A 23,257-nucleotide genomic window follows, 5' to 3' on the forward strand; every position below is an offset into this window, starting at 1 on the left:
CTCACTATCGCCCGCGCGCCCGCCCCGTTACGACCGAATTCAGGGTGTCCGGCCGAGCCCTGGCGAAGACTTTACGCACCTCGGGTGAGCCCCTTCGAAGGCTTCACGCACCTCGGGTGAGCCCCTTCGAAGGCTTCACGTACCCCGGGTGAGCCCCTTCGAAGGCTTCACGTACCCCGGGTGAGCCCCTTCCGGGCCGTCAGCCGCCGAACGCCCCCGGGTGGATCTGCTCCCGCGCCGCCACGTACTGCTGACGCACCGCCTGCCCCACCGCCAGCTCCTCGCCCGGCTCCAGGACCTGCGCGGCGGCGCCCTGCCAGGCCGGGGGAGCGGACGGGGAGAGCGTGCCGCGGGCCACGCCGAGCGCCCAGGCGGCCTGCCGGGCCGCGCCGAGCGCCGCGTACTCGGCCGGCTGGGGTACGACGACCTGCGCGCCGAACAGCGAGGGCGCCAGGGCCTGCACGGCGGGCAGCGAGGCCGCGGCGCCGAGCAGGAAGATCCGCCGGACCTCCACCCCGCGCCCGCGCACCACGTCCAGGGCGTCGCCGAGCCCGCACAGCATGCCCTCGAAGGCGGCCCGCGCCAGGTGCTCGGGCTTCATCGACTCGCGGCGAAGCCCGGTGAGGGTGCCGGCGGTGTGCGGCAGGTGCGGCGTCCGCTCGCCCTCCAGATAGGGGAGGAGCACGAGCCCGGAGGAGCCGGGTGTGGACTTCAGGGCGAGCGCGGACAGCTCGTCGAGGGACTCCGCGCCCAGCATCTCGGCGGTGCCGCGCAGGGTGCGGACGGCGTTGGTGACGGAGACCACCGGCAGGTGCATGCCGGTGGCGTCGGCGTAGGAGGTGATCGTGGACCCGGGCTCGGCGAGGGCCTCGTGGTGGACGGCCATCACGGAGCCGGAGGCGCCGAGCGAGACGACCGCGTCGCCGACGCCGAGCCCCAGGCCGAAGGCGGCGGCCATGGTCTCGCCGGTGCCGGCCGAGATCAGCAGCCCCTCGGGCGTGGTCCCGGCGGGCTCGGCGGGGCCGAGGACCTCGGGCAGCTCGACGGCGTGCCCGAGCGCCAGCTCGACGAGATCGGGCCGGTAGGCGCCGGTGCGGGCGGACCAGTAGCCGGTGGCGGAGGCGGCGCCCCGGTCGGTGGTGCGGCGGGCGGGCCGGCCGAGGAGCTGCCAGACCAGCCAGTCGTGCGGCTGGAGGACGGCGGCGATCCGCTGGGCGTGCTCGGGCTCCGTACGGGCCAGCCAGCGCAGCTTCGCGACCGGCAGCACGGCCTGCGGGACGGTCCCGACGGCCTCGGCCCAGGCCTCGCGCCCGCCGAGGGCCTCGACGAGGTCGGCGGCCGCGACCTGCCCCCGCTTGTCGTTGCCGACGAGCGCGGGCCGCACGAGTCCGCCCTGGGCGTCGAGCGGGACGACGCCGTGCGCCTGCGCGGAGACGCCGATGGCCTCCACGCCTTCGAGGAGCCCGCCGGTGGCGGCCTCCCCGAGCGAGAGCAGCCAGCTCTGCGGGTCGACGTCGGTGGCCTTGGCGTCGACCGGGTGCGGGGCATGCCCCTGCCTCAGCACGGCGCCCGTGTCCGTGTCACAGACGACGATGCGCGTGGCGTCCGAAGAGCTGTCGAGTCCGGCGACTATCCCCATGGCACCCGATTCTGCCCCACGCGGGCCGTCTCCGGGTCAGGTGTTGCTGGTCCCCCAGTCGTCGTCCTCGGCGACCTGCCCGTTGGCGTGGGCGCGTCCGCGCAGGGCGGACACCCGTTCGGCCACGGCGGCCGGCAGATGGTCGCCCACCTTGTCGCCGACCACGTGCGCCGCCTTCCCCGCGTACTGCCGCCCCGTCTGCGCGGCGGACTCGGCGGCGTTCCGCACGGCGGGGTTCTCCGCGAACCCCTTGGCGGCCTTCTTCATCCGCTCGTACCGCTCCCGCCCCGCACGCGTCCCGATCACGTAACCGAGCGCGAGACCCACGGCGAACGTCAGCTTGTACCGCACGCTGCGATCCTTCCCTGGAAGGTCCGGGGGTACCGATTGGCGGAGCACCCCCCTGCTTGCGCTAATGTATGTCTCGCAGCGAGCGCCCGCCGCCCGGGAAGACCCGGGCAGGACCGTTCGGTGCAACGCAGCAATCCCCTGTAGCTCAATTGGCAGAGCAGCCGGCTGTTAACCGGCAGGTTACTGGTTCGAGTCCAGTCGGGGGAGCGCGATCCCCTGTAGCTCAATTGGCAGAGCATTCGGCTGTTAACCGGAGGGTTACTGGTTCGAGTCCAGTCGGGGGAGCAGAGCGAAAGAGGACCCTCAGGGGTCCTCTTTCGCGTTTCCGCCGCTTCCCTTCGTATTCCTTCACGTTTCCGGGAACCATCCGCCCCCGCCCGAGGTCTTCATGGTCGAGCAGAGCCGATCACACCGATCACCTGGAGCAGGAGATCGTATGAGCGGCTATGCTGCGGCAGGACGGCGCGCACACTTGTACGCGCGTCGGTGCCAGGGGCGGTAGCTCAGCCGGTTAGAGCAGCGGACTCATAATCCGTCGGCCGTGGGTTCGAGTCCCACCCGCCCCACAGAAGAAAAACGATCTGACCTGCGGAAACGCCCCTGAGGGGGTGTTTCCGCGTGTGGCGATCGCCTCGCATCGGTGTGGCGAAACGGGCGCCCTTGACCCGCCTGGGCGGCCCTTACCTTTTTGACCTGCGGTTTTGAGTGAAGCGTGGATGTGGGGCCATGTCGATGATCCCACACCGATCCCACGGCTCCTGCGTGTGACGCGCCGCACACAGCTCCGAATTCTGTGCCCTGTCGGCGTCTCATGTGTCAGATGGCCGGAGGCTTGCTGACAGGGATCCCTCGTCGAGCGGCCGGCCCGGAGCCACCGAGTGGCCGGAGCCGGACATCGTCGCGCCGACGCCCCCCGACCGAGGGGACGAGCTCACCCGCGATCACGTCAGCCGGTGGATCCTGGACCTCCAGGACGGGGAGGCCGGTCCCCCTGCATCCGGGCACGGAGCGCCGTGAGTACGCGGCGAAGACGATCGCCGAACTCCACGGCCTGCTCTGCGGCATTCTCCAGTCGGCCGTGGACGCCGACCCATCCCTCCGTGACCCGAACCCCTGCGCGCACACCAGACCCGTGACCTGCGACTTCACGATGCACAGGGCTCAGCGGTCGTCAGGCCCGCCGCTGACCTTGACCCGGCAGCTGTTCGTCCAGGCGCTGGGCGGTCAGCGGCGGGTGTCCTTGGTGATGAAGATCGTCGGTCAGCGGGCTGGATCTCCGGCATCGCCCGCTACGCTCCGGCTGACGTCCCCGCGTCCCTGTGTGGACGGGTGTCCGAGCGGCGATTCTCTGCCGCACCCAGGGCACCCGTCTCACGGTTGGTCAGGAATTGGAGTGCGAGCGCGCCCACGCACAGCAGCGCGCCCAGCCCCCAGATCGTCAGATAGGCGGAGAGTGCAGGGACGCTCGTACCGCTGACGACCAGGGAGCCGAGGACGACGGCCGAGCCCGCGCCCGCGACGCTGCCGCCCAGGGTCTTGAGGTTGTTGTAGACGGCGGTCGCGCTGGCCGTCCGGTCCGGGGTGCTGCGTTCCACGATCAGCGTGGGCAGGCCGCCCAAGGCCAGGCCCATGCCGAAGCCGGAGACGGCGGAGGCCAGGACGAACAGCAGCAGCGTGGCGTGGCCGGCCATCAGTCCCACATTCCCGGCGGCCATCAGTGCGAAGGCGAGCAGCAGGACACGGCGGTAGCCGGTACGGGCCGCCACCCGGGCCACCAGGCTCGCCCCGGCGAAGGCCAGGACGTGCGGCACCCCGCCCCACAGGCTGATCTCCCAGGTCTTGAGCCCGAAACCGTACTCCTCGTCGCCCTTCGACGCGGCGACGTACGAGATGGCGACCGCCTGCCCACCCAGCATGATGGCGCCGAAGGCGAACCCCGAGACGTAGTACGGCGCGGACCGGGGGTGAGCCACGGCCCGGACGTCGACCAGGGCGTGCGGCCGGTCCCGTTCGAGCCGGACCCACCAGGCGAGCAGGGACAGGGAGAGCACGAGGCCGCCCAGGGTGAGCGGCGAGGTCCAGCCCCACGCCCGGCTGCGTGCCATCGTGCCGAGGAACAGCAGCAGCGCCAGGCCGAGCAGGGCTGCCCCCGTCCAGTCCATCCGGCCGGGCGCGCGCGTCCGGGACTCGGGGATCGCGCAGTACGAGAGGGCCGCACAGGCGCACGCGATCGCGGCGAGGACGAGGAGCGTCGCCTGGACGCCGCCGGTGAGTGCGAGCAGGGGGCCGGCCAGGCCGTGGCCGAGGAGCGAGCCGAGGGTGAGTGCGCCGACGAGCAGCGCCACCGCGCGCCGCGCGCCCTCGACGTCGAGCCGGTCGCGTACGAGACCGATCTCCAGCGGCAGCAGCGCCGCCAGGGGGCCCATGAGAGCCCGGCCCACCAGCAGCACCGTCAGATTCGGTGCGAGGGCCACCAGGACAGTGCCCGCCGCGATGCAGACCAGCGCGATCCGGACCAGTCGGCGGTGTCCGTACAGATCGCCGAGGCGCCCGAACACCGGCACGCCCACCGCGGCGGCCAGGAACTGGACCGCCATGTACCACTGCGCCTGCGAGGCGCTGATGGACTGCCAGTCCTGCACGGCGGGCACCAGCGCCGGGCCCGACCCCTGGAGGAGGCCGCTGACCAGCTCGAAGCCGACCAGCAGACCGACGACGGCGCCGACCCGGGGCGCCGCCCCCTCCTTCGTCCCGTCAGGCGCTCTCATGCGGACGCCCCTGCGGCGAGCCGCCGCTCCGCGAGCTCGGCGAGCAGCGCCGCCTGGCGGTGGAGCACCCGGTCGTCGAACACGGCCCGCGGGGAGTGGTTCTGCGGCGCCTTCTCCACGTCCACGCCCTCGGGTGCCGCGCCGACCATCAGCATCGCGCCGGGCACCTCGTTCAGCACCAGGGAGAAGTCCTCCGAACCGTTGGCGGGCTGCGGGGCGTGCCACACCTCGCCCGCGCCGAACAGGTCGCGTGCCGTCTCCAGTGCGAACTCCGTCGCGGCCGGCTCGTTGACCGTGACCGGGTAGAGCATCTGGTACTCCACCTCCGCCTCCAGGCCGTGCGCGGCCGCGATCCCGCGCACCAGCCGCGGCAGCCCCTGCGCCAGCCGCTCGTGGTTGGCCTCCGAGTAGCTGCGTACGGTCGCCTCGAACTCGGCCGTGTCCGGGATGACGTTCTGCTGCGTACCGGCGTGCAGCCGTCCGACGGTCACCACCACCGGGTCGAAGATGTCGAAGGTGCGCGTCACCCAGTTCTGCAGCGCGGTCACCATCTCGCAGACCGCGGGCACCGGGTCCTTGGCGTGGTGCGGAGCCGATCCGTGCCCTCCCTCACCGCGCACCGTCACCCGCAGGACGTCGGACGCGGTCATGACGGTGCCGGGCCGGGACGCGACCCAGCCGCCCGGCAGCCGGTTGGCCGACACGTGGAGCGCGAAGGCCGCGTCGAGCGGCTTGCCCGCCGTGGACAGGACACCCTCGTCGATCATCGCGCCCGCGCCGTTGTGTCCCTCCTCGCCGGGCTGGAACATGAACACCACGTCGCCCTGCAGGCTCTCCCTGCGGTCCGCGAGCAGCGTCGCCGCGCCGACGAGTCCGGCGGTGTGCAGATCGTGCCCGCAGCCGTGCATCCGGCCCGGGACCTCGGAGGCGTACTCCACCCCGGTGAGCTCGTCCACCGGCAGCGCGTCCATGTCGCCGCGCAGCAGGACCGCCCCGCCCGGGCGGCCACCCCGCAGCACGGCCGTGACGGAGGACAGCTCCCGGCCGAGCGTGATCTCGAGCGGGAGACCGTCGAGCGCGGAGAGGACCTTCTCCTGCGTACGCGGCAGCCGCAGACCGAGCTCCGGCTCGCGGTGGAGCGAGCGGCGCAGCCGCACGAGATCGGGCTGCAGTTCCCTGGCGCGTTCCAGTACGGACATGCGGTGTCGACCTCCTGTTACGGTTCCGGCTTTCGGTGGGGCAAGATTGAAGTGCTCACCATCCCGATGGCTCGGAATCGCAGGAAACACGCAAGGGGCTCCGAATGGCGCAGCATTCCGCGCACCAGGCGGTACGGGCGCTCGACGACGTCGACCAGGCCCTGGTCCACGCCCTGCAGATCGCCCCACGGGCCGGATGGAACGAGATCGGCGCCGTACTCGGCCTCGACGCCGTGACCGTGGCACGACGCTGGTACCGGCTCACCGAAGCCGGCGCCGCCTGGATCAGCTGCTCCCCGTCGCCCGCCCTCGCCTCGGCGGGACAAGGACTGCTCGCCTTCGTCGAAGTGGACTGCGTCAACGGCAGCCTGCTGACCGTGGCCCAGGCCCTCGCCCGGCTGCCCCACGTCACCGCCGTCGAGCACGTCAGCGGAGACCGCGACCTGCTGCTCACCGTGATGGCACCGGACCTCGCGGCACTCACCCACTGGATGACCCACGGCATAGGCGCCATGCCCGGCGTCGTCGCCAGCCGCACCCACCTCGCCAGCACCGTCTACACGGAAGGCAGCCGCTGGCGGCTGCGCGCCCTCGACCGCATGCAGATCGCCCGCCTCGCCGACACCGAAACCGCCCGCACCGGGGCACCCGTCTTCCCGCTCACCGACCTGGACCACGCCCTCATCGCCGCCCTCTCCATGAACGGCCGGGCCACCTACCGCGCGCTCGCCGACGCCTGCGGGGCGAGCTCGGACACGGTCCGTCGACGACTCGGCCGGCTCTTTGCCGCCGGCATGCTCCAGACCCGCTGCGAGGTCGCACGCCCCCTGTCGCAGTGGCCGGTGACCGTGATCCAGTGGGGGCGCGCGGCCGCCGGGGAGTTGGAACGTGTCTCGCGCGGAGTCACCGGGGCCCGGGAGGTACGGCTGTGCGCCGGCATCACCGGCCGGAACAACGTCCTCATCATCGCCTGGGTGAAGTCCCTCACCGACGTGCAGCGCTTCGAGGTACGACTCGCCCAGCGCGTCCCCGGCCTGGAGATCACCGACCGGGCCGTGGCCCTGTGGCCGCTGAAGCTCAGCGGCCATCTCCTCGACGAACAGGGCTACCGCATCGGCGGCGTCCCCCTGGACGTTCGCACGGCCGGAGCGAGTACCCGGGCCTAGGCGAGAAGGCCGGGGCGCGCGCTGTTCACCCCGCGCGGTACGAGCGGGCGGTTTCGGGGGCCGATGACAGCGGAACGTGAGGGTCGAACCTCAGGGTGGGATCGGCGGCGATCCTGCCAGGCTCGCGGTCCTCGAACCCGGGTGCCTTCGGGACGCCGGCGACGCTCGCTGCCGGCGCGTGGTTCGACCGTATTCTGGGAGGCGACGGGAAGGAGTCGTTGATGAGCGTCGAGGCGATCATGCACACCGAGTTCCCCGAGGGATACACGGTCTTCTTCGGTGCCGACGGGAAGGTGATCATGACCCCGCAGAGCCTGGAGCACTCCAGCACGATCCGCTCCATGCAGATCGACACGCTCGCTCTGGGACGTCACGCCAAGGTGACCTCCGACGTGTACATCGACTTCCCCGCCGACGAGAACTCCGCCCCCGATCTCGCGATCCTCCGCGAGGACGCGCAGAAGCAGGGCAAGCGCTACAGCTTCGAGGACGTCCTGCTGATCGCGGAGGTGGTGTCCGTCTCCTCGGCGCGCAAGGACTACGACGACTGCACCGCCAAGTACGGCCGCTACGGCATCCCCGTCTACCTGGTGGTGGACCCCTACGCGGCGGAGGTCGTCGTCCACACCCAGCCCACCGGCACCGGCTACATCGCGGCGCACACGCACCAGTACGGCACCGGCAAGCTCCCCGTCGACCTGGCCGACGGACGCACCTTCACCCTCGACCTGGACGAGCTGCCCCGGCCCGAACCTGAGACCGGCGCGCGCTGACCGGCCCGCCGCCGCGGCAGACAGATCACGTAGCGTGACCGCTCGGGCCGAGTGCACCTGGCTAACGCGTGGACGACTCGTAGCGGCCCACGCAGTGTTGGTGGGACCGCAGGCGGGCAGGGCCGTCCGGGGATCAGCGGGAGTGCGGGGCGTGGCGGCAGCGGTGTGGCGAACGTCTAACGGCCCCCGATCGAGCCGGATCGAGAGGGGACGCAGCCGGATGGACTCGGATGGATATGTCCGGCCCTGTGGCATCTTCGCAGGTGAGACGCGTCACTGAAATGGGTTCGAGTCCCACCCGCCCCACAAGGAAAAATCATTCTGACCAGGCACTTAGCCGGTCAGACGTGAGCACGAAGGGTCTTGGCGGCCCGTCCTGGGCAGGAAAACACACCTGGTTGGACAAAGGTTGGACGCAGGTCACGCGGCGCGCTCGAACCGCCCGTTCGGCGCATCCGTGACCGCGTCCCTGTCGGCTTTCCTACGCCCGGACCCTGGGCGTGGTGGCCGTGCTCGGGCGGATGGCGCACCGCGACGATCCCGCGCGGTCCGCGCGTCGCGCGGCTCCGCCGAGTGCGAGAGGAAGGCCGCCTACCGGATCCATGAGACGTACCCGGCTGCCGCCACGGCAGGCAACACTGCCCGACGGGCGACGGCGTCGGGGCGCCCTGGGGCGGGGCCCAGGTCCGTCCACCGCCGAAGGCGAGCGGGGCGGGCGGAGTGGTGTCCTCGAGGGGGATCCGTTCGACGCCGGGGCCGGTCTGTGCGGTGACGGCCTTCTCGGGCCCGGCGGCGTCGGCTTGTTTCTCCGGGGCCACCGGTCAGGGCCGAGGGGCCGCCGGTGCCCCGGTGTGCACTTCGAGAGCGGCGCGGACGGCGGATTCCAGGGCCCCTTCGATCCAGGCCGGCTTGACGGAGGTGTGGCAGCCCGCGAAGTGCACGGGGCCCTCCGCCGTGGGTACGTGGGGGAAGAGTTCGGTGTGCTGGCCGGGGAGCAGGACGGACGCCTCGCCGTAGGCGTAGGGGTTGCGCATCCAGGACTGGGTGCGGCCGACTCCGGTGTAGAAGACCTCCACGCGCTGTCCGTACACGTCCTGGACTCCTCCGAGTGCGCGGGGATACCGCTCCTCGTCGTCGAAGGCGTCCCACTTCAGGGCGTCGTCCGCCCAGCTGTAGGAGGCCAGCATGACCCCGCCGTCGCTGCCCGGGACGGGATGGGAGGGTTCGAACATGAACCGGTTGGGGTTGTCGGTGGTCGAACCGCCGCCGATGACCTGCGCGGCTCCGGGCTGGTCGCGCAGCATGGAGCGGTGGGCGGCGTAGTGGACGCGCTGCGCTTCGGTGATGTGACCCGGCGGCACGGAAGGGTGCGCGCCCAGGAGCGACCCGTCGGCCGGTGCGCTGCCGCGGCGGTACCGCTCGTACAGGCCGGGGCTGATCGACTCCAGCTCGGTCCGCCACTCCTCCTCGGTGAACTCCCACCACCGTCGCGAGAACTCCAGGAGCACCTTGGTCGCGGCGTCGTAGTGCAGCTCGGTGACGGCCCGCCGCTTGCCGTAGGAGAGCGGCGGGTCGAAAGCGACGTGGCGGAGCCCCGAGAACGGCACGGTGACGATGACTTCGTCGCCGGTGAAGGTTTCCCGGACCACCGTGCCGTCGCGGCCTTCGGAGACGGTGTGCACGGTGACTCCGCGCCGGGAGCCGTGTTCGACGCGGACGGCGCGGCGGTCGAGGCGGACCCGGTCCTTCACACGCGCGTAGAGCGCGTCCGCCAGCGTCGCGGTTCCGCCGGGCAGTTCGTAGAAGGCGGTGTCCGGGCTGATCAGGGCGGAGGAGAGGAAGCTGTGGAGGAAGGAGAGGTGCAGGCGTGAGGTGACGTTCTGGACCGTGCCGACGAGGTCGACGGTGTTCTCGTCGAGCCCCGCCTCTTCGGTGAGGTACCGGAACATGGACCAGTGGCCGTACCGCTGGAGGACCGTGGCCCAGCCCTCGACGAGGTCACGGCCCCGCTTCCCCTCGACAAGGGCACGGGCGGGCGCGAGGGCCGAGGCGTAGATCTCGGCGGCTGTCATGTTCAGATACTTCTCGGGGACTCCGAACGACCTGTTCAGAATCCGCGGTCTGCGCTCGTATTCCACGCGGCGGACCCGAACGCCGTTGGCCTGGATCCACGTGCGGTTCGCCGGCCTGCCCCCGGCGTCCACGTCGGTGAGGTGGAAGCGGCGGCGTTCCAGGCCGAGCACCTCCAGCAGGCCGGTGACCAGGGGGTGGCTGTCGGGGATGCGCATCGCTCCGGCTTCCGCGTACTGCCGGGGGTCGGCGAAAGACTGCTCGGCGCCCTCGTGGCCGCCGGTACGGAAGGTCTTGATCCGGCCTCCGACACGGTTGCCGTTCGCCTCGATCACGGTGACGTCGTGGCCGGCCCGGTGCAGGAGGTCCGCGGCGACGAGCCCGGCCGGCCCGGCACCGACGACCAGGACCCGTCTGCCGCCGCGACGACCGCGAGGGAGGCCTTCACGCAGCAGGATTCCGGTGTACCGCGGAACGAGGGGTTCATCGTGCTCGTCGAGCACCAGGATGGCCCGGGCCACCCGCAGACAGGTCTGCCACGGGGCACCCTGTACCCCCGGGGCGTGGTCCGGGGGTGTATCGGGCGCGGCCGCGGCCTGGGGGGCGGCCGCGAGGGCGAGTGCCCCGGCACCCGCCGCGGTCACCAGAGCACGCCGGTTGAGCTGAGTATCCACGTGGGTACCTTGGCGGGACGCCTTCGGCGCGGACACCCGGACACGCGCACGCGCTGCCTGATTCACCTTCATGCGGTCCTGTCGGCGGGTCGCTGGGGCGAACGCGTGAAGTAACGATTCGTCCGGTGGGGTTCTGTCGATCATCCCGATGAGGGTTCGCGTGATGGCCGCGCCGTGAGACAGGAGTTCGCGTGCTGCAGAGGTTCCGCTACCGGGTCGACACCATCATGGGACGAGGCGCCCCCGCCCTCATCGGCGTACTGGCGGTCCTCTGCTGCCTGCTCGCGGCCCTGAACGGTCTGATGCTCGTGCTGTTCGCCCCCGAAGGCATCCGTCCGGACAGCGCGGGCTCCTCGGTCTGGGCGGGATTCCTCAGGGTGCTGAGCCCCACGATCCTGATCAGGGACCGGGGGTCGGTGCCCTTCCTCGCCGTCGCGGTTCTCATGGCCTTCGGCGGCATCATGCTGATGAGCACGCTCATCCCCGTCATCAGCGCCGGTTTGCAGAACCAACTGGCACGACTGCGCGCGGGACGGTCTCCGGTGGTGGAGTCGGACCACACCGTCATCCTCGGCTGGTCCTCACAGGTCCACGTGGTCGTGGCGGAACTGGTCGAGGCCAACCGCAGCCGACGCCGGGCCTGCATCGCCATTCTGGCGGAGAAGGACCGGTCGGAGATGGAGACCGAGATCCGGGAACGCGTCGGCGACCTGGCCGGCACCCGGATCGTCTGCCGCACCGGAGACCCCGCGGACCCTCAGGACGTCTCACTCGTCAGTCCCGCGCAGGCCCGGTCGGTGATCGTCCTGGCGGCCGAGGACCAGCGCCCCGACTTCGGCGTCATCAAGTCGCTGATCGCCGTGACGGGCACGGGGAAGGAGCCGGGCACGGGCCCGCTCCTCGTGGCCGGGATCGAAGAGGAGCAGAACCTGGCCGCCGCCCGCCTGGCAGGAGGGGAGCACTGCCGCGTCGTCAGCACGCAGGGTTTCATCGCCCGTCTGCTGGCGCAGAGCAGCCTGCAGACAGGGCTGTCCAGCGTCTACACCGAGCTGCTCGACTTCGCCGGCCACGAGATCTACATGACGCACCAGCCCGAACTGGACGGACGACGATTCGACGACGCTCTGTCGGCCTTCCGCGCCTCCACCGTCATCGGGCTCATGCGGCAGGACGGCCGCATTCTCATGAACCCGGACGGCGACACCCGGATCGACGCCGACGACCGCATCGTCGTCATCAGCGAGGACGACAGCACCATCGCCCTGTCGGACACGGCCCCGGAGCACATCCCCGTGCCCCCGCCGCCCGCTGCGACCTTCCGCGACGAGGCCAGAAACGTCCTCATCCTCGGCTGCAACCGTCGTCTGGGCGACATCGTCGAGCAGCTACGGGCCCACCTGCCCGCCGGCTCGCGGGTGGACGTCGTCGCCGACGCGCCGAGCCCGGTCCAGGAACTCCGCGAGGGGCTGAAACTGAGTCACCGGCAGGCGGACATCACCCGGCGGCACGTTCTCGAGGACCTGTCCGTCGACAAGTACGACCACGTCATGGTTCTCTGCGCCGACGACCGCAGCCCGCAGGAGGCGGACGCCGGCACCCTCACCACCCTGCTCAACCTCCGCGACCTGGCGGAGCGGAACGGACACTCGTACACCCTGGTGACGGAGATGGCGGACGACCGCAACCGCGTTCTGGCCCAGGCCGGCAAGCCCGATGACCTCATCGTGAGCAGCAACATCCTGAGCCTGCGCCTCTCCCAGATCTCCCAGAACCCGCATCTCGACAGGATCTTCGACGATCTGTTCGCTCCCGCGGGCTGTCAGATCGCCCTGCGCCCGGTCACCGACTACGTGCCCGCCGGCCGTCCCCTGACCTTCTCCACCGTCGTCCGCGCCGTCCGCCGTCACGGCCATCTCGCCATCGGCCACCGCCTCGCCCACCGCATCCACGAGGCACCCCGCTACGGGATCACGCTCAACCCGGACAGGCAGAGGATCCTGACCTACTCCGAGGAGGACGAGGTCGTGCTGTTGACCGGCAGCTCACTCATCCCTCCCGGGTGAACCGGATCACCGCCGAAGGCGCCCCGGCGCGCGGGCCTGGTACGCCATGTGCGAGCGGTGTTCCGGCGGACTCGGCATCGGAGCGGTGGCGTCACAAGGTCTCGGGGGTGACCACGTTCTCCAGCAGGGCCACGGCGGTGTCGGCCTACTGGGGGCGGAGGGCGCTGTGCTCCTGCTCGTGGCCGACGGAGGTGGCGCACGGGACGAGGGAGGACGGCTTGCCGAGGGCCGTCGGCCCGCCGATCGTGCCCGCTCTGCCGCGCGAGAGCGACGGTCTTCCGCCGTCAGCCGCGGTACGGCCGCAGCTGCCAGACCCTGGCGCTGTCCAGGCGGGCGGAGCCGCCTTCGGCGAAGAGCCGGACGCCGTCGCTGTCCGGGGAGGGGAAGATCTGGTCCGTGATCACGGCTTCGCCGTCGCCGCCGAAGACCTCGACCGAGGACCAGTCGACCAGGACGCGGAGGGCGACCTTGCCGTTCCTGGGCGTCAGGGGGGCGCGCTGGACGCCGGGGAAGTCGCCGTGGAAGTCCACCGCGCCCGACCGGGTCCGGTCCACGTACAGCTCCTGGGTCTTCCTGTCGTAGCCGATGACGGTCTCCTCGCCGTCGCCCGTGCGCACCTTGAAGCCGAAGCGCTCGGCCTCGTCGAGGGTGAACGTGGCCCGGATGTCGAGTGCCTTGCCGTCGGCGCGGCCCGCTGCCAGGGGGGCGGAGCCCTCCGCGATCCTGACGTCGCGCACGCCGACCGAGGGGCCGTGGAGCGACTCCACCGTGGACACGGGGCGCTGGGTGAGGCGGATCCGGCCGTTCACGGTGCGCAGTGCCATCTCGCGCGGGATGCTCTGCGCGCCGCGCCAGGGGGAGGTCGGGATGTCGTTGCCGTACTGCCAGTTGTTCATCCAGCCGATCATGTGGCGCTTGCCGTCCGGGGCGTGCTCCCAGGAGACGGCGGCGTAGTAGTCCTTGCCGTGGTCGACCCAGTGGGCCCGCCGGAGGGCCGGGACGGCCGGCTGGTCGGCGGCGACGAAGTGGTCGGCCATGATGTGGCCCCAGCCCGCCCTGTTCAGGTCCACGAGCTCGATGACGGCCTGCTTGCCCTGGTGGGCGCGGAGGTCGAAGGACACCCAGTCCAGGTTCCCGCTGTCCGCGCCGGTCGCGCTGTCGACCACCTTTCCGTCGACGAGGAGGTTGACCGTCGTCTCGGTCGAGCGGGGGCGGGCCGGGGTGTCGGACAGCATGACCTGGTCGAGGAGGATGTGGCCCCAGCCGCCGGTGTTCTCGTCGACCACCTCGATGTGCGCGGTCCGGCCGGCGAGGCCGCCGAGGTCCCAGGAGACCCAGTTGAGTTCTTCCGAGTCGGTGCCGGTGGCGCTGCGTACGGTCCTGCCGTCGACGACGAGGCGGACGGCGGTGGGCGCTTCGGATCCGGAGGGGTGACGGCCGCCGCCGACGAGGAGGTTGAGGTGCTTCCTGGTGATCGTGAACTCGGGCGAGGTGAGGGTGCCCGTGGTCGCGTCGCCGCCCAGGAAGGTGTTCACCAGGCCGCCGCCCTCGTGCCCGGACACCTCGTGCTGGCCGGGGAGGGTGCCGGACGCGGGGCCGTCGCCGAAGGCGGTGCCCGTGGCCGTCCAGGAGCCGTAGCCGTCCTGCTCGAAGTCGGCGAGGACCTCTCCCGGGGGCGCGGGGGAGTCGCCCCTCACGGAGCCGGGGACGTACGGGTGACGGCCGCCGCCCACCTTGAAGTTGAGGTACGGGCTCGTGACGGTGAAGGGCGGTGAGGTGAGGGTGCCGGTCTCGTGGTCGCCGGTGTGGAAGCTGTCGGCGAGCCCCTTGCCCTCGACGCCGCTCGTGCCGGACGTCCCGGGCTCGGGGGCGGGGACGGGTCCGTCGCCGAAGGCGGTGCCGGTCGTCCGCCAGGTGCCGTAGTCGGTTTCCTCGAAGTCCTGCACCACCAGGCCGGCCGGCGGTGTGTAGGAGCCGTCGTCGTCGGGTTCGAACCGCTTGCCGTCGAAGTCGCCCACGAAGTACTGGGCGGCCGAACCTCCGGCGATTCCACCGGGGTTGAGGTTGACGACGAGCACCCACTTGACGCGCTCGGGGTCGCCGTCGACGGGCAGCGGGAAGAGGTCGGGGCACTCCCAGACGCCGCCCACCGCGTTCTGCGGGCCGAAGTCGCTCAGATGGGTCCAGCTCTTGAGGTCCTCGGAGGAGTAGAACCGGACCTTGTGCTCGGTGGAGAGCGACACCGTCATCAGCCAGCTCCTGGTGGGCGCGTACCACTGGACCTTGGGGTCGCGGAACTCCGTCGAGCCGATGTCGAGCACCGGGTTTCCGGAGTACTTGGTCCAGGTGCGGCCGCGGTCGGTGCTGTACGCCAGGGACTGGGCCTGCTTGCCGCCGTCCTTGAAGTGGCTGGTGTAGACGGCCACCATCGCGGGGTTCTCCGCGGTCCCGAACCCCGTGGTGTTGCCGTGGTCGACGACGGCGCTGCCGGAGAAGACCATCTCCTCGTCGTCGTGCGGGAGGGCGAGGGGGAGTTCCTCCCAGTGCACCAGGTCCTTGCTGACGGCATGGCCCCAGGACATGTCGCCCCAGGTGTCGCCGTTCGGGTTGTACTGGTAGAAGAGGTGGTACTCGCCCTTGAACCAGACGAGCCCGTTGGGGTCGTTCATCCAGTTCTTCGCGGGGCTGAAGTGGAACTGGGGGCGGTACGTCTCCGTGTACGGCCGGCTGTACTCCGCCGCCGCCCCGGGGGCGACGGCGGTGACGGTGAGCGCGCAGGTCGCGGCCGCTGCGGCGGCGAGACGCAGCGGGACACGACGGCGTACGGGGACTCGGCTCATGGTTTCTCCTGCGCTTTCCTGCACGGGGAGCGGCGGCGACTCGGGAAACGGGATGTCATCGATGACATGTGACAGCGATGACATCCGCTGGGGAGCGATGATGGGCGGGCTCCGGGCGGCGCGTCAATGGCCCGGGCCCAGTTCGTTCGGGCGGCCGGTTCGGTCGGCGGTTCAGCTCGCGGTGAGTCCCGCCGTGGGTGTCGCCGGCCGCAACTGCCCGGCCCACGGCGGGTTCGGGCCCGCGGTGGCGCAGGTCAGCGCCGCCACCTGGGAGGCGAAGGCGCAGGCGTCGAAGACGTCGTCGATCCGCAGGTCCGTGAGCCGTCCGCCGAGGAGCCCCCTGAGGCCGAGGTGGTGGAGGAACCCCGCGGTGAAGGAGTCGCCCGCCCCGACGGTGTCGACCACCTCGGTCGGGGGAGCCGGTACGGTGGTCCGCTCGCCGTCCAGCGAGGCGACCGCGCCGCGCTCCCCGCGGGTGATCACGACGAGGGGGACACCCGCCGCGTGCCAGGTGTCGCAGGCGTGCTCGATGGTGTGGCCGGGCAGCAGGAGTTCCAGGTCGTCCTCGCTCAGCCGGAGGATGTCCGCGAGCGCGCACCAGCGCGGGAGGCGTTCGCGGTAGACCTCCGGGGCCACGAGCAGCGGCCGGACGTTCGGGTCGAGGGAGACCGTGGCCGTGGCGGAGGCGCGGGCGAGGAACTCCTCCACGACCGTGCCGCCGGGCTCGCGCACCAGGGCGAGGGAGCCCGAGTGCAGGCAGGCCGTGGAGGCGAGGTCCGCCGCGGCGAGTTCGTCCGCCGTCCACTGCCAGTCCGCGGTGCCCTGGGCGTGGAAGGAGTACGCGGCCCGGCCCTGGGCGTCGAGTTCGGCGACGGCCAGCGTGCTGGGCTCGGCCGCGCGTACGGCGGCCGAGAGGTCGACGCCCGAGGTCTCCAGGTGACCGCGGAACAGGCGGCCGAAGACGTCGTCGGACAGCCGCCCCAGGAAACGGGCGGGGGTGCCGAGGCGGGCGAGCGCCACGGCCGTGTTGGCCGGACCGCCGCCCGGCAGGACCCGCAGGGCGAGCTCGCCCCGCGCGGGCGTGGGGACGGTGAAGGCGTCCGCGACGCATTCTCCGAGGATGGTGACCAGAGGCAGGCGCATGACTCGTTCTCTCCAGGTGGGCAGCGCGAGAAGGCTGCGGGGGCGGGGGCGGGGGCGGGGGCGGGGGCGGGGTGGGGCCTTGAGGGAGCTCACGGAGAGCGCCGCTCCCGATGTGAGGCGGTGCGGGCGGCGTTGCCGTTTTGTGACGGCGTCAAGGCATTGACGTTTCCGGGTGACGGAGTTCATCATCCTCCGCAAGTGGTGTCAACGATGACATCGGTCAACGATGACACCGCCTCACATGTGTTTCGACAGCAGCACCCCCTCGATCCGCGCCGCCGTTCCGCTCTCGCCCAGCAGGAGATCAGCATGCTTCGCAGAAACCGCGCCCTCCGCACCTCCGCCGGACTCACCGCTCTCGCCGCCGTCTCGGCGCTGACCCTGACGGCCTGTGGCTCCGGTGCGCAGGGAGGGTCCGGTGGCGGCGGGACCAAGGTCGGGCTGATCACCAAGACCGACACGAACCCGTTCTTCGTGAAGATGAAGGAGGGCGCCGAGCGGGCCGCGAAGGAGAACGGCGTCGAACTCGTCAGCGCGGCCGGGAAGTTCGACGGCGACAACGCGGGCCAGGTCACCGCGATCGAGAACATGGTCAACTCCGGCGTGAAGGGCATCCTCATCACGCCCAACGACTCCAAGGCGATCGTCCCCGCCCTCGCGAAGGCCCGCGCCAAGGGCGTCCTGGTCATCGCGCTCGACAGCCCGACCGAGCCGCAGGACGCCACCGACGCCCTCTTCGCCACCGACAACGTGAAGGCGGGCGAGCTCATCGGCCGGTACGCCAAGGCCGCCATGGCCGGCAAGGAGGCGAAGATCGCCACCCTGGACCTCGCGCCCGGCGTCGCGGTGGGTGTCCAGCGCCACCAGGGCTTCCTCAAGGGCTTCGGCATCGCGGAGGGCGACCCGTCGGTCGTGTGCATGCAGGACACCGGCGGTGACCAGGCCAAGGGCCAGACGGCGATGGAGAACTGCCTCCAGAAGTCCCCGGACATCAACGTCGTCTACACGATCAACGAGCCGGCCGCGCTGGGCGCCCACACCGCCCTGAAGGCGAAGGGCCTGGAGAAGAAGGTGCTCGTCGTCTCCGTCGACGGCGGCTGCACCGGCACGAAGGCGGTCAAGGAGGGCAAGATCGCGGCGACCTCGCAGCAGTACCCGCTGGAGATGGCGTCCCAGGGCGTCAAGGCGGTCGCCGACTTCGCCAAGAGCGGCAAGAAGGCGTCCGGTTACACCGACACCGGCGTCACGCTCATCACCGATGCCGCCAAGACGGGCGTCGAGGCCGAGGACACCGCGTACGGCCTGGAGAAGTGCTGGGGCTGAGCCCTGGGGCACCGGAAGGTGCTCGGGCCGATGCCCGGGCACCGGAAAGTCCTGGGGCCGAGCCTCCGGCACCGGAAAACGCTGAGGCCGAGCCCCCGGCACCAGGGCGCGCCACGGACCTCCTCCCCGGCTCCTGACGACCTCCCCGGCCCCCGCCCCCCCCCGCTCGCCGACCACCGACCGACACCGGCAAGGACCACCATGACTGCCACAACCCTGCCCTACGACCAGCTGAAAGGACCGTCCACGGTCCGCCGGCTGCTCGCCGCACCGACCACGGGCCCGCTCGTCGCCCTGCTGCTGGCCTGCGTCTTCTTCTCCCTGACGACCGAGCAGTTCCTCTCCGGCGGCAACTTCTCGCTGATCGTCCAGCAGGTCATGGTCGTGGGCACGCTGGCCATCGGTCAGACCCTGATCATCCTCACCGCCGGCATCGACCTCTCCTGCGGTGCCGTCATGGCGTTCGGCAGCATCGTCATCGCCAAGACGGCTGCCGAGGGCGGCCTGTCACCGTTCGCCGCGATCGCTCTCGGCCTGCTCGTCTGCGCGGGCTTCGGCCTGGTCAACGGCCTGCTGGTGCAGATGATCCCGCTCCCGCCGTTCATCGTCACCCTCGGCATGCTGAACGTGGCGTTCGCCCTGACCCACATCTACTCGGCCGAGCAGACGATCACCGACCTGCCGGCGCCGCTGACCGCCCTCGGCGAGACGTTCCCGCTCGGCAACACCGACATCACCTACGGCTCGATCGTCACCATCGCCCTGTTCCTGCTCTTCGCCTACGCGCTCAGCGGCACGTCCTGGGGCCGCCACGTGTACGCGCTCGGCAACAGCCCCGAGGCCGCCCGGCTCAACGGCATCCGCACCTCCCGGCTGACCGTCGGCATCTACACCCTGGCCGGACTCGTCTACGGGATCGCCGCACTGCTCATGGTCTCCCGCACCGGCGTCGGCGACCCGCAGGCCGGACAGACCGACAACCTGGACAGCATCACCGCCGTCGTCCTCGGCGGCACCAGCCTCTTCGGCGGCCGGGGCGCCGTCCTCGGCACCTTCATCGGCGTCCTCATCGTCGGTGTGTTCCGCAACGGCCTCCAGCTGATGGGCGTCGCCTCCATCTACCAGACCCTGATCACCGGCGTCCTGGTGATCCTGGCCGTGACCGTCGACCAGATCTCCCGGAGGAAGGCACGATGAGCACCGCCGACGTCACCCCCGTGCTCCAGGCCCGCGGCCTGGTCAAGCGGTACGGCCATGTCACCGCCATCGACGGCGCCGACTTCGACCTGCTGCCCGGCGAGGTCCTCGCCGTCATCGGCGACAACGGCGCCGGCAAGACCAGCCTGATCAAAGCCCTCACCGGCGCCCTCACCCCGGATGAGGGCGAGACCCGGCTGAACGGCGAACCCATCAGGTTCACCGGACCGCAGAGCGCCCGGCAGCACGGCATCGAGACCGTCTACCAGGACCTGGCCGTCGCCGCCTCCATGGACATCGCCTCCAACATGTTCCTCGGGCGTGAGCTGCGCCGTCCCGGTTTCCTCGGCAGCGCGCTGCGCATGCTCGACAAGAAGCGCATGCGCCAGGAGGCGGCCGCCCACATGGCCGACCTCAAGATCGGACTGCGGTCGCTGACCCAGCCGGTGGAGACGCTCTCCGGCGGCCAGCGCCAGGCCGTGGCGGTCGCGCGGTCGGTCGCCTGGGCCACGAGCGTCGTCGTGATGGACGAGCCCACCGCCGCGCTCGGTGTCAAGGAGTCGGGGCAGGTCCTCGACCTGATCCGCAGGGTCCGCGACAAGGGCATGCCCGTGGTCCTGATCAGCCACAACATGCCGCACGTCTTCGAGATCGCCGACCGCATCCACATCCACCGGCGCGGCCGCCGCGAGGCGCTGATCAAGCCGTCCGACCACTCCATGGCGGAGGTCGTCGCCATCATGACGGGGGCGCTCCGGGTGAACGACGATGGAGGTACGGTCGTTGCCGACGCGGATGCCGCCCAGGCGGCAGGCGTGTCCGCCCACTGAGCCGGCCGCGGGGGCAGCGCCGCGCCGGCCGCACGGTCGCCGCAGAGTCAGCACAGCGGGCCCGGCCCCGGCGGGGGCCGGGCCCGACGAACGTACAGGAACGGTGGTACATGGCCGCGAACCGCCGCCCCACACTGGCCGATGTCGCCAGGGAAGTGGGCGTCAGCGCCAAGACGGTGTCCCGGGTGCTCAACGAGGACGGGCCGAGCTCCCCGGAGACCCGCGAGCGGGTGCTCGCCGCGGTCGCGAAGCTCGGCTTCCAGCCGAACCTGATGGCCCGCAACATCCGGGTCGGCGGCCCCGACACCACCGTCGGCCTGGTCGTGCCCGACCTCGGCAACCCCTTCTTCGGAACCGTCGCCGGCGCCATCGAGGACGCGGTACGCGGCCGGGGACTGACCCTGCTCATGGGTTCCTCGGCCGAAGACCCGGACCGGGAACGGGCGTTGATCCAGACGTTCCTCGCCCGGCGCGTCAGCGTGCTGATGGTCGTCCCCGCGTACGGAGCCGACCACAGCCACCTCAAGGCGCCGCGCGCGGCCGGTCTGCCGGTGGTCTTCCTCGACCGGCTGGGATCCGGGCTCTCGGCCGACTCCGTCGTCAGCTCCAACCGGGCCGGCGTCCACGAGGGCGTCTCCCACCTCATCGCCCGCGGCCACCGCCGGATCGGTTTCATCGGAGACCTCCCCGCCAAGCTCTACACCCGGCGCGAGCGGCTCGCCGGCTACCGCTCGGCGCTCGACGAGGCCGGCCTGCCCTACGACCGGGCCCTGGTGACCGGCGCCCACAGCCAGGACGGGGCCGCCGCCGAGACCACCGCCCTCCTCGGCCTGCCGCAGCCTCCCACCGCCCTGTTCGCGGCGAACAACATCATGGCCCTCGGGGTCGTCGCCCAGCTCACCCGGGCGGGCCGCAAGGACGTCGCCCTGGTCGCCTTCGACGACCTCCCGCTCGCCGAGGTCCTCGAACCGGCCCTGACCGTCGTGGCCCAGGACCCGGCGGCCATCGGCGAGACGGCGGCCCGCACCGCCCTCGCCCGCCTGGACGGCGACCGCACCCGCGCCCGCACCCTCATGGTCCCCACCCGCCTGGTGGTCCGCGGCTCCAGCGCACCGCCCCCGGCCGGCGGCTGACACCGCCCCGGTGTCGTCACGCGGCGCGGAGTTCCCGCGCCGCGTCCTTCGACAGGCCGACGCGGACGAGGGCGGCGGCGAGCCGGGCGTGGTCCTTCGGGGCCACGCGTCTCCCGAGCCCGCGGGGGGTGTGCGGCAGGCCGAGGTCCTTCGCCGCCTCGCACGCCCGGTCGTCGAAGTACGGGCGCAGCTCCGGCCAGACCGCCTGGACCTCCCGGCAGAAGATGTCCGCGCCGACCGGGCCGATCCGCGGAACCTCCCGCAACAGCTCGCGCAGCGCGGCCGGGTCGCCGTCGGCCTCCTCCCGCATCCGGCGGAGGTCGCCGCGCCACCGTTCGAGCACCAGCCGCGCCCCGTCGCCGAGCGCTGTGGCGGTGCTCTCGTCGTACCGTACGTAGTGGGCCCGGCCCAGGGCGTCCACCCGGTCCTGCCAGGCGGAGTCCGCCATCGCCCGGGGCGTCCGGAGCCCGGCCCGGAACAGTTCCCGCGCGGCATCGGTGGCGATGCCGGCGCCGATCCGTACCGAGCAGAGCACGGTGAGCACCAGCAGCCGGTACAGCGGCGAGGGCTTGTCGCGCAGGGTGATGCCGGCCTCCTGCGCGTACGTCCGGCCGTGCTCGGACAACAGCCTGGGGATGATCGTGTCCACGTCCACAGCCATCGACCGCGCACCTCGCCTTCGTACGGCCCCGTCGTGGCGGTCCCGTTCAGGTCCAGGCGGTGCGGAGCCGCGCGCGGTGGCCGGAGAGCCAGGTCGCGAAATCCTGGAGGGCGGGGTTGAGGTCGCGGACGGCGGTGAGGTCCCGGGCCGCGGTGAAGCGGTGCTCGCACTCCGCGTAGTACTGGAACATGTTCCCCGACTCGTCGGCGCCGGGGAAGCCCTGCGCCCGCCACTCGTCCGGGGTGAGGGGCCGGTAGCGTACGGGCTCGCCGACGGCGTCGGTGAGGGCCGCGGCCATGTCGGCGACCTTGAGGTGCTCGCCGGCGATGCTGATCGTGGCGGCGACGAAGTCGGCACCGCCCCGGAGGACGGCGAGCGCGGTCCTGCCGATGTCGTCGACCGCGATCCCGGAGAGCCTGCTCTCGCCCATCGGGAACGTCAGCTGGAGGGCGCCGTCCTCGCCGCGCTGCGGGGCGAAGGCGCCGAAGAGGTTCTCCCAGTAGAACGTCGAGCGCAGGAACGTCGTCGGCACGCCCTCCTCGGTGAAGTAGTGGTCCGCCTCCGCCTTGCCGTCGAAGTGGGGCACCTTGTAGTGGTCCTGGAGAGTGGGCATCCGGTCGTCGTCGAGGGGGATGCACTCGCGGGTGTCCTCCAGGGTGGACCAGACCGCGTGCTGCACCCCCGCGTGGGAGGCGGCCCTGGCCAGGGCCCGCGCCTGGGTCTTCTCCCGTTCGGCGGACATGTGCTCCCAGAAGTTCGTGACCAGGAAGGCGCCGTACGCGTGCTCGAAGGCCGGCCCGAGGCTGGACTCGTCGTCCATGTCGGCCCGGACGACCTCGGCGCCCAGCCGTTCCAGCGCGCGGGCCTCCTCCGAGTCCGGGCGGCGGGTGACGGCGCGGATGACGAAGTCCGGGTCCGGGTCGGCCAGGGCGGCCCTGACGAAGCCGCCGCCCTGCTGCCCGGTGGCACCGAACACCGTGATGAGCTTCTTGTCGGTCATGGATCCTTCGCCTCACAGGTCGGCGTGGTGTCAGGCGGCGTCGCCCCGTTTGTCCTCGTCGACGATCTCGGCGTCGACGACGTCGTCGTCCTCGGCCTGGGGCTGGGCCCGGGCCCGGCCGGTGCCGCCCGTGGTCTCCTGGGACCGGTCGTACAGCGCGGAGCCGATCTTCTGCGCGGCCGTGCTCAGCCGTTCGACGGCGGTGCGGACGGCGGCGGTGTCCTCGCCCTTGAGCTTCTCCTTCAGTTCGGCGACGGCGGCCTCGACCTCGGACTTCACGTTACCCGGGATCTTGTCCCCGCTCTCCCCGAGCAGCCTCTCGGTCTGGTGGACGAGCTGTTCGCCCTGGTTGCGGGCCTCGGCGGCCTCGCGGCGCCGCCGGTCCTCCTCGGCATGGGCCTCGGCGTCGCGCATCATCCGCTCGATG

17 protein-coding genes and 3 tRNA genes are annotated in these 23,257 nt (G+C 71.6%); 10 read left to right on the plus strand and 10 right to left on the minus strand.

Annotated elements, in window-relative coordinates; translation table 11 throughout:
- Positions 1–199: 199 nt before the first annotated feature.
- Both QK442_RS19105 and QK442_RS19110 read right to left on the minus strand, forming a co-directional pair.
- Positions 200–1,639, minus strand: coding sequence for an FGGY family carbohydrate kinase (locus QK442_RS19105; protein ID WP_282695175.1), 1,440 nt, complete (start codon positions 1,637–1,639; stop codon positions 200–202).
- Positions 1,640–1,675: 36 nt separating this feature from the next.
- Positions 1,676–1,990: a YtxH domain-containing protein gene (locus tag QK442_RS19110; RefSeq protein WP_282695176.1), complete on the minus strand. Its 315-nt coding sequence runs from the start codon at positions 1,988–1,990 to the stop codon at positions 1,676–1,678.
- 134 nt (positions 1,991–2,124) lie between these two features.
- Between QK442_RS19110 and QK442_RS19115 the strand changes: the two genes are divergently transcribed.
- The 3 genes from QK442_RS19115 to QK442_RS19125 all read left to right on the plus strand — a co-directional run bounded on the left by QK442_RS19115 (position 2,125) and on the right by QK442_RS19125 (position 2,556).
- Positions 2,125–2,197: transfer RNA gene (locus tag QK442_RS19115), tRNA-Asn, on the plus strand.
- A 5-nt stretch (positions 2,198–2,202) separates the two neighbouring features.
- A tRNA-Asn gene (locus QK442_RS19120) sits at positions 2,203–2,275 on the plus strand.
- Positions 2,276–2,482: 207 nt separating this feature from the next.
- Positions 2,483–2,556, plus strand: a tRNA-Ile gene (locus QK442_RS19125).
- A gap of 723 nt (positions 2,557–3,279) precedes the next feature.
- Here QK442_RS19125 and QK442_RS19130 read toward each other — a convergent pair.
- Both QK442_RS19130 and QK442_RS19135 read right to left on the minus strand, forming a co-directional pair.
- The gene (locus QK442_RS19130) at positions 3,280–4,758 is read right to left on the minus strand and encodes an MFS transporter (RefSeq protein ID WP_282695177.1); all 1,479 of its coding nucleotides are present in this window, start codon (positions 4,756–4,758) and stop codon (positions 3,280–3,282) included.
- Entirely contained in the window at positions 4,755–5,957 is a 1,203-nt protein-coding gene (locus QK442_RS19135; protein WP_282695178.1) for a M20 family metallopeptidase, read from the minus strand. The genes QK442_RS19130 and QK442_RS19135 overlap by 4 nt, the downstream gene beginning before the upstream one ends.
- A gap of 104 nt (positions 5,958–6,061) precedes the next feature.
- On the opposite strand from QK442_RS19135, the gene QK442_RS19140 reads away from it, so the two are divergent.
- Both QK442_RS19140 and QK442_RS19145 read left to right on the plus strand, forming a co-directional pair.
- Positions 6,062–7,123 (plus strand): Lrp/AsnC family transcriptional regulator, encoded by a 1,062-nt coding sequence (locus QK442_RS19140; RefSeq protein ID WP_282695179.1) that lies wholly within the window; start codon positions 6,062–6,064, stop codon positions 7,121–7,123.
- A 221-nt stretch (positions 7,124–7,344) separates the two neighbouring features.
- Positions 7,345–7,896 (plus strand): Uma2 family endonuclease, encoded by a 552-nt coding sequence (locus QK442_RS19145; RefSeq protein WP_282695180.1) that lies wholly within the window; start codon positions 7,345–7,347, stop codon positions 7,894–7,896.
- A gap of 821 nt (positions 7,897–8,717) precedes the next feature.
- Here the strand turns inward: QK442_RS19145 and QK442_RS19150 are convergent.
- A complete protein-coding gene (locus QK442_RS19150; RefSeq protein WP_282695181.1) occupies positions 8,718–10,640 on the minus strand; it encodes an FAD-dependent oxidoreductase in 1,923 nt (640 codons plus the stop codon).
- 191 nt (positions 10,641–10,831) lie between these two features.
- Between QK442_RS19150 and QK442_RS19155 the strand changes: the two genes are divergently transcribed.
- Positions 10,832–12,703 carry an NAD-binding protein gene (locus QK442_RS19155; protein WP_282695182.1) on the plus strand — a complete coding sequence of 624 codons (1,872 nt, stop codon included), beginning with the start codon at positions 10,832–10,834 and terminating at the stop codon, positions 12,701–12,703.
- 284 nt (positions 12,704–12,987) lie between these two features.
- On the opposite strand, the gene QK442_RS19160 is transcribed toward QK442_RS19155, so the two are convergent.
- Both QK442_RS19160 and QK442_RS19165 read right to left on the minus strand, forming a co-directional pair.
- Positions 12,988–15,543, minus strand: a complete 2,556-nt coding sequence (locus tag QK442_RS19160) for a GH32 C-terminal domain-containing protein (protein ID WP_282695183.1) — start codon at positions 15,541–15,543, stop codon at positions 12,988–12,990.
- A gap of 171 nt (positions 15,544–15,714) precedes the next feature.
- Complete coding sequence (locus tag QK442_RS19165) at positions 15,715–16,686, minus strand: carbohydrate kinase (protein ID WP_282695184.1); 972 nt, start codon at positions 16,684–16,686, stop codon at positions 15,715–15,717.
- 309 nt (positions 16,687–16,995) lie between these two features.
- Between QK442_RS19165 and QK442_RS19170 the strand changes: the two genes are divergently transcribed.
- From QK442_RS19170 to QK442_RS19185, 4 genes are all read left to right on the plus strand, one after another.
- Positions 16,996–18,009, plus strand: coding sequence for a sugar ABC transporter substrate-binding protein (locus QK442_RS19170; protein ID WP_282695185.1), 1,014 nt, complete (start codon positions 16,996–16,998; stop codon positions 18,007–18,009).
- Positions 18,010–18,210: 201 nt separating this feature from the next.
- Positions 18,211–19,206 carry an ABC transporter permease gene (locus QK442_RS19175; RefSeq protein ID WP_282695186.1) on the plus strand — a complete coding sequence of 332 codons (996 nt, stop codon included), beginning with the start codon at positions 18,211–18,213 and terminating at the stop codon, positions 19,204–19,206.
- Positions 19,203–20,036, plus strand: a complete 834-nt coding sequence (locus QK442_RS19180; RefSeq protein ID WP_282695187.1) for an ATP-binding cassette domain-containing protein — start codon at positions 19,203–19,205, stop codon at positions 20,034–20,036. The genes QK442_RS19175 and QK442_RS19180 overlap by 4 nt, the downstream gene beginning before the upstream one ends.
- Before the next feature lie 110 nt (positions 20,037–20,146).
- Complete coding sequence (locus QK442_RS19185; protein WP_282695188.1) at positions 20,147–21,169, plus strand: LacI family DNA-binding transcriptional regulator; 1,023 nt, start codon at positions 20,147–20,149, stop codon at positions 21,167–21,169.
- A gap of 16 nt (positions 21,170–21,185) precedes the next feature.
- Here the strand turns inward: QK442_RS19185 and QK442_RS19190 are convergent, their stop codons facing one another.
- The 3 genes from QK442_RS19190 to QK442_RS19200 all read right to left on the minus strand — a co-directional run.
- Positions 21,186–21,830: an endonuclease gene (locus QK442_RS19190; RefSeq protein WP_282695189.1), complete on the minus strand. Its 645-nt coding sequence runs from the start codon at positions 21,828–21,830 to the stop codon at positions 21,186–21,188.
- Positions 21,831–21,876: 46 nt separating this feature from the next.
- Positions 21,877–22,830, minus strand: coding sequence for an NmrA/HSCARG family protein (locus QK442_RS19195; RefSeq protein ID WP_282695190.1), 954 nt, complete (start codon positions 22,828–22,830; stop codon positions 21,877–21,879).
- 30 nt (positions 22,831–22,860) lie between these two features.
- On the minus strand, positions 22,861–23,257 hold a 397-nt coding region (locus QK442_RS19200; RefSeq protein WP_282695191.1), incomplete at its 5' end, for an Hsp70 family protein.

Origin of the sequence: Streptomyces sp. CC208A, assembly GCF_030010625.1 — a bacterium.
Classification (GTDB): domain Bacteria; phylum Actinomycetota; class Actinomycetes; order Streptomycetales; family Streptomycetaceae; genus Streptomyces.

Bases quoted from the DNA above. Each gene is read 5' to 3' on its own strand.
- QK442_RS19105 (WP_282695175.1), bottom strand. From the start codon at position 1,639: ATGGGGATAGTCGCCGGACTCGACAGCTCTTCGGACGCCACGCGCATC.
- QK442_RS19130 (WP_282695177.1), bottom strand. From the start codon at position 4,758: ATGAGAGCGCCTGACGGGACGAAGGAGGGGGCGGCGCCCCGGGTCGGC.
- QK442_RS19135 (WP_282695178.1), bottom strand. From the start codon at position 5,957: ATGTCCGTACTGGAACGCGCCAGGGAACTGCAGCCCGATCTCGTGCGG.
- QK442_RS19140 (WP_282695179.1), top strand. From the start codon at position 6,062: ATGGCGCAGCATTCCGCGCACCAGGCGGTACGGGCGCTCGACGACGTC.
- QK442_RS19145 (WP_282695180.1), top strand. From the start codon at position 7,345: ATGAGCGTCGAGGCGATCATGCACACCGAGTTCCCCGAGGGATACACG.
- QK442_RS19160 (WP_282695183.1), bottom strand. From the start codon at position 15,543: ATGAGCCGAGTCCCCGTACGCCGTCGTGTCCCGCTGCGTCTCGCCGCC.
- QK442_RS19165 (WP_282695184.1), bottom strand. From the start codon at position 16,686: ATGCGCCTGCCTCTGGTCACCATCCTCGGAGAATGCGTCGCGGACGCC.
- QK442_RS19170 (WP_282695185.1), top strand. From the start codon at position 16,996: ATGCTTCGCAGAAACCGCGCCCTCCGCACCTCCGCCGGACTCACCGCT.
- QK442_RS19175 (WP_282695186.1), top strand. From the start codon at position 18,211: ATGACTGCCACAACCCTGCCCTACGACCAGCTGAAAGGACCGTCCACG.
- QK442_RS19180 (WP_282695187.1), top strand. From the start codon at position 19,203: ATGAGCACCGCCGACGTCACCCCCGTGCTCCAGGCCCGCGGCCTGGTC.
- QK442_RS19185 (WP_282695188.1), top strand. From the start codon at position 20,147: ATGGCCGCGAACCGCCGCCCCACACTGGCCGATGTCGCCAGGGAAGTG.
- QK442_RS19190 (WP_282695189.1), bottom strand. From the start codon at position 21,830: ATGGCTGTGGACGTGGACACGATCATCCCCAGGCTGTTGTCCGAGCAC.
- QK442_RS19195 (WP_282695190.1), bottom strand. From the start codon at position 22,830: ATGACCGACAAGAAGCTCATCACGGTGTTCGGTGCCACCGGGCAGCAG.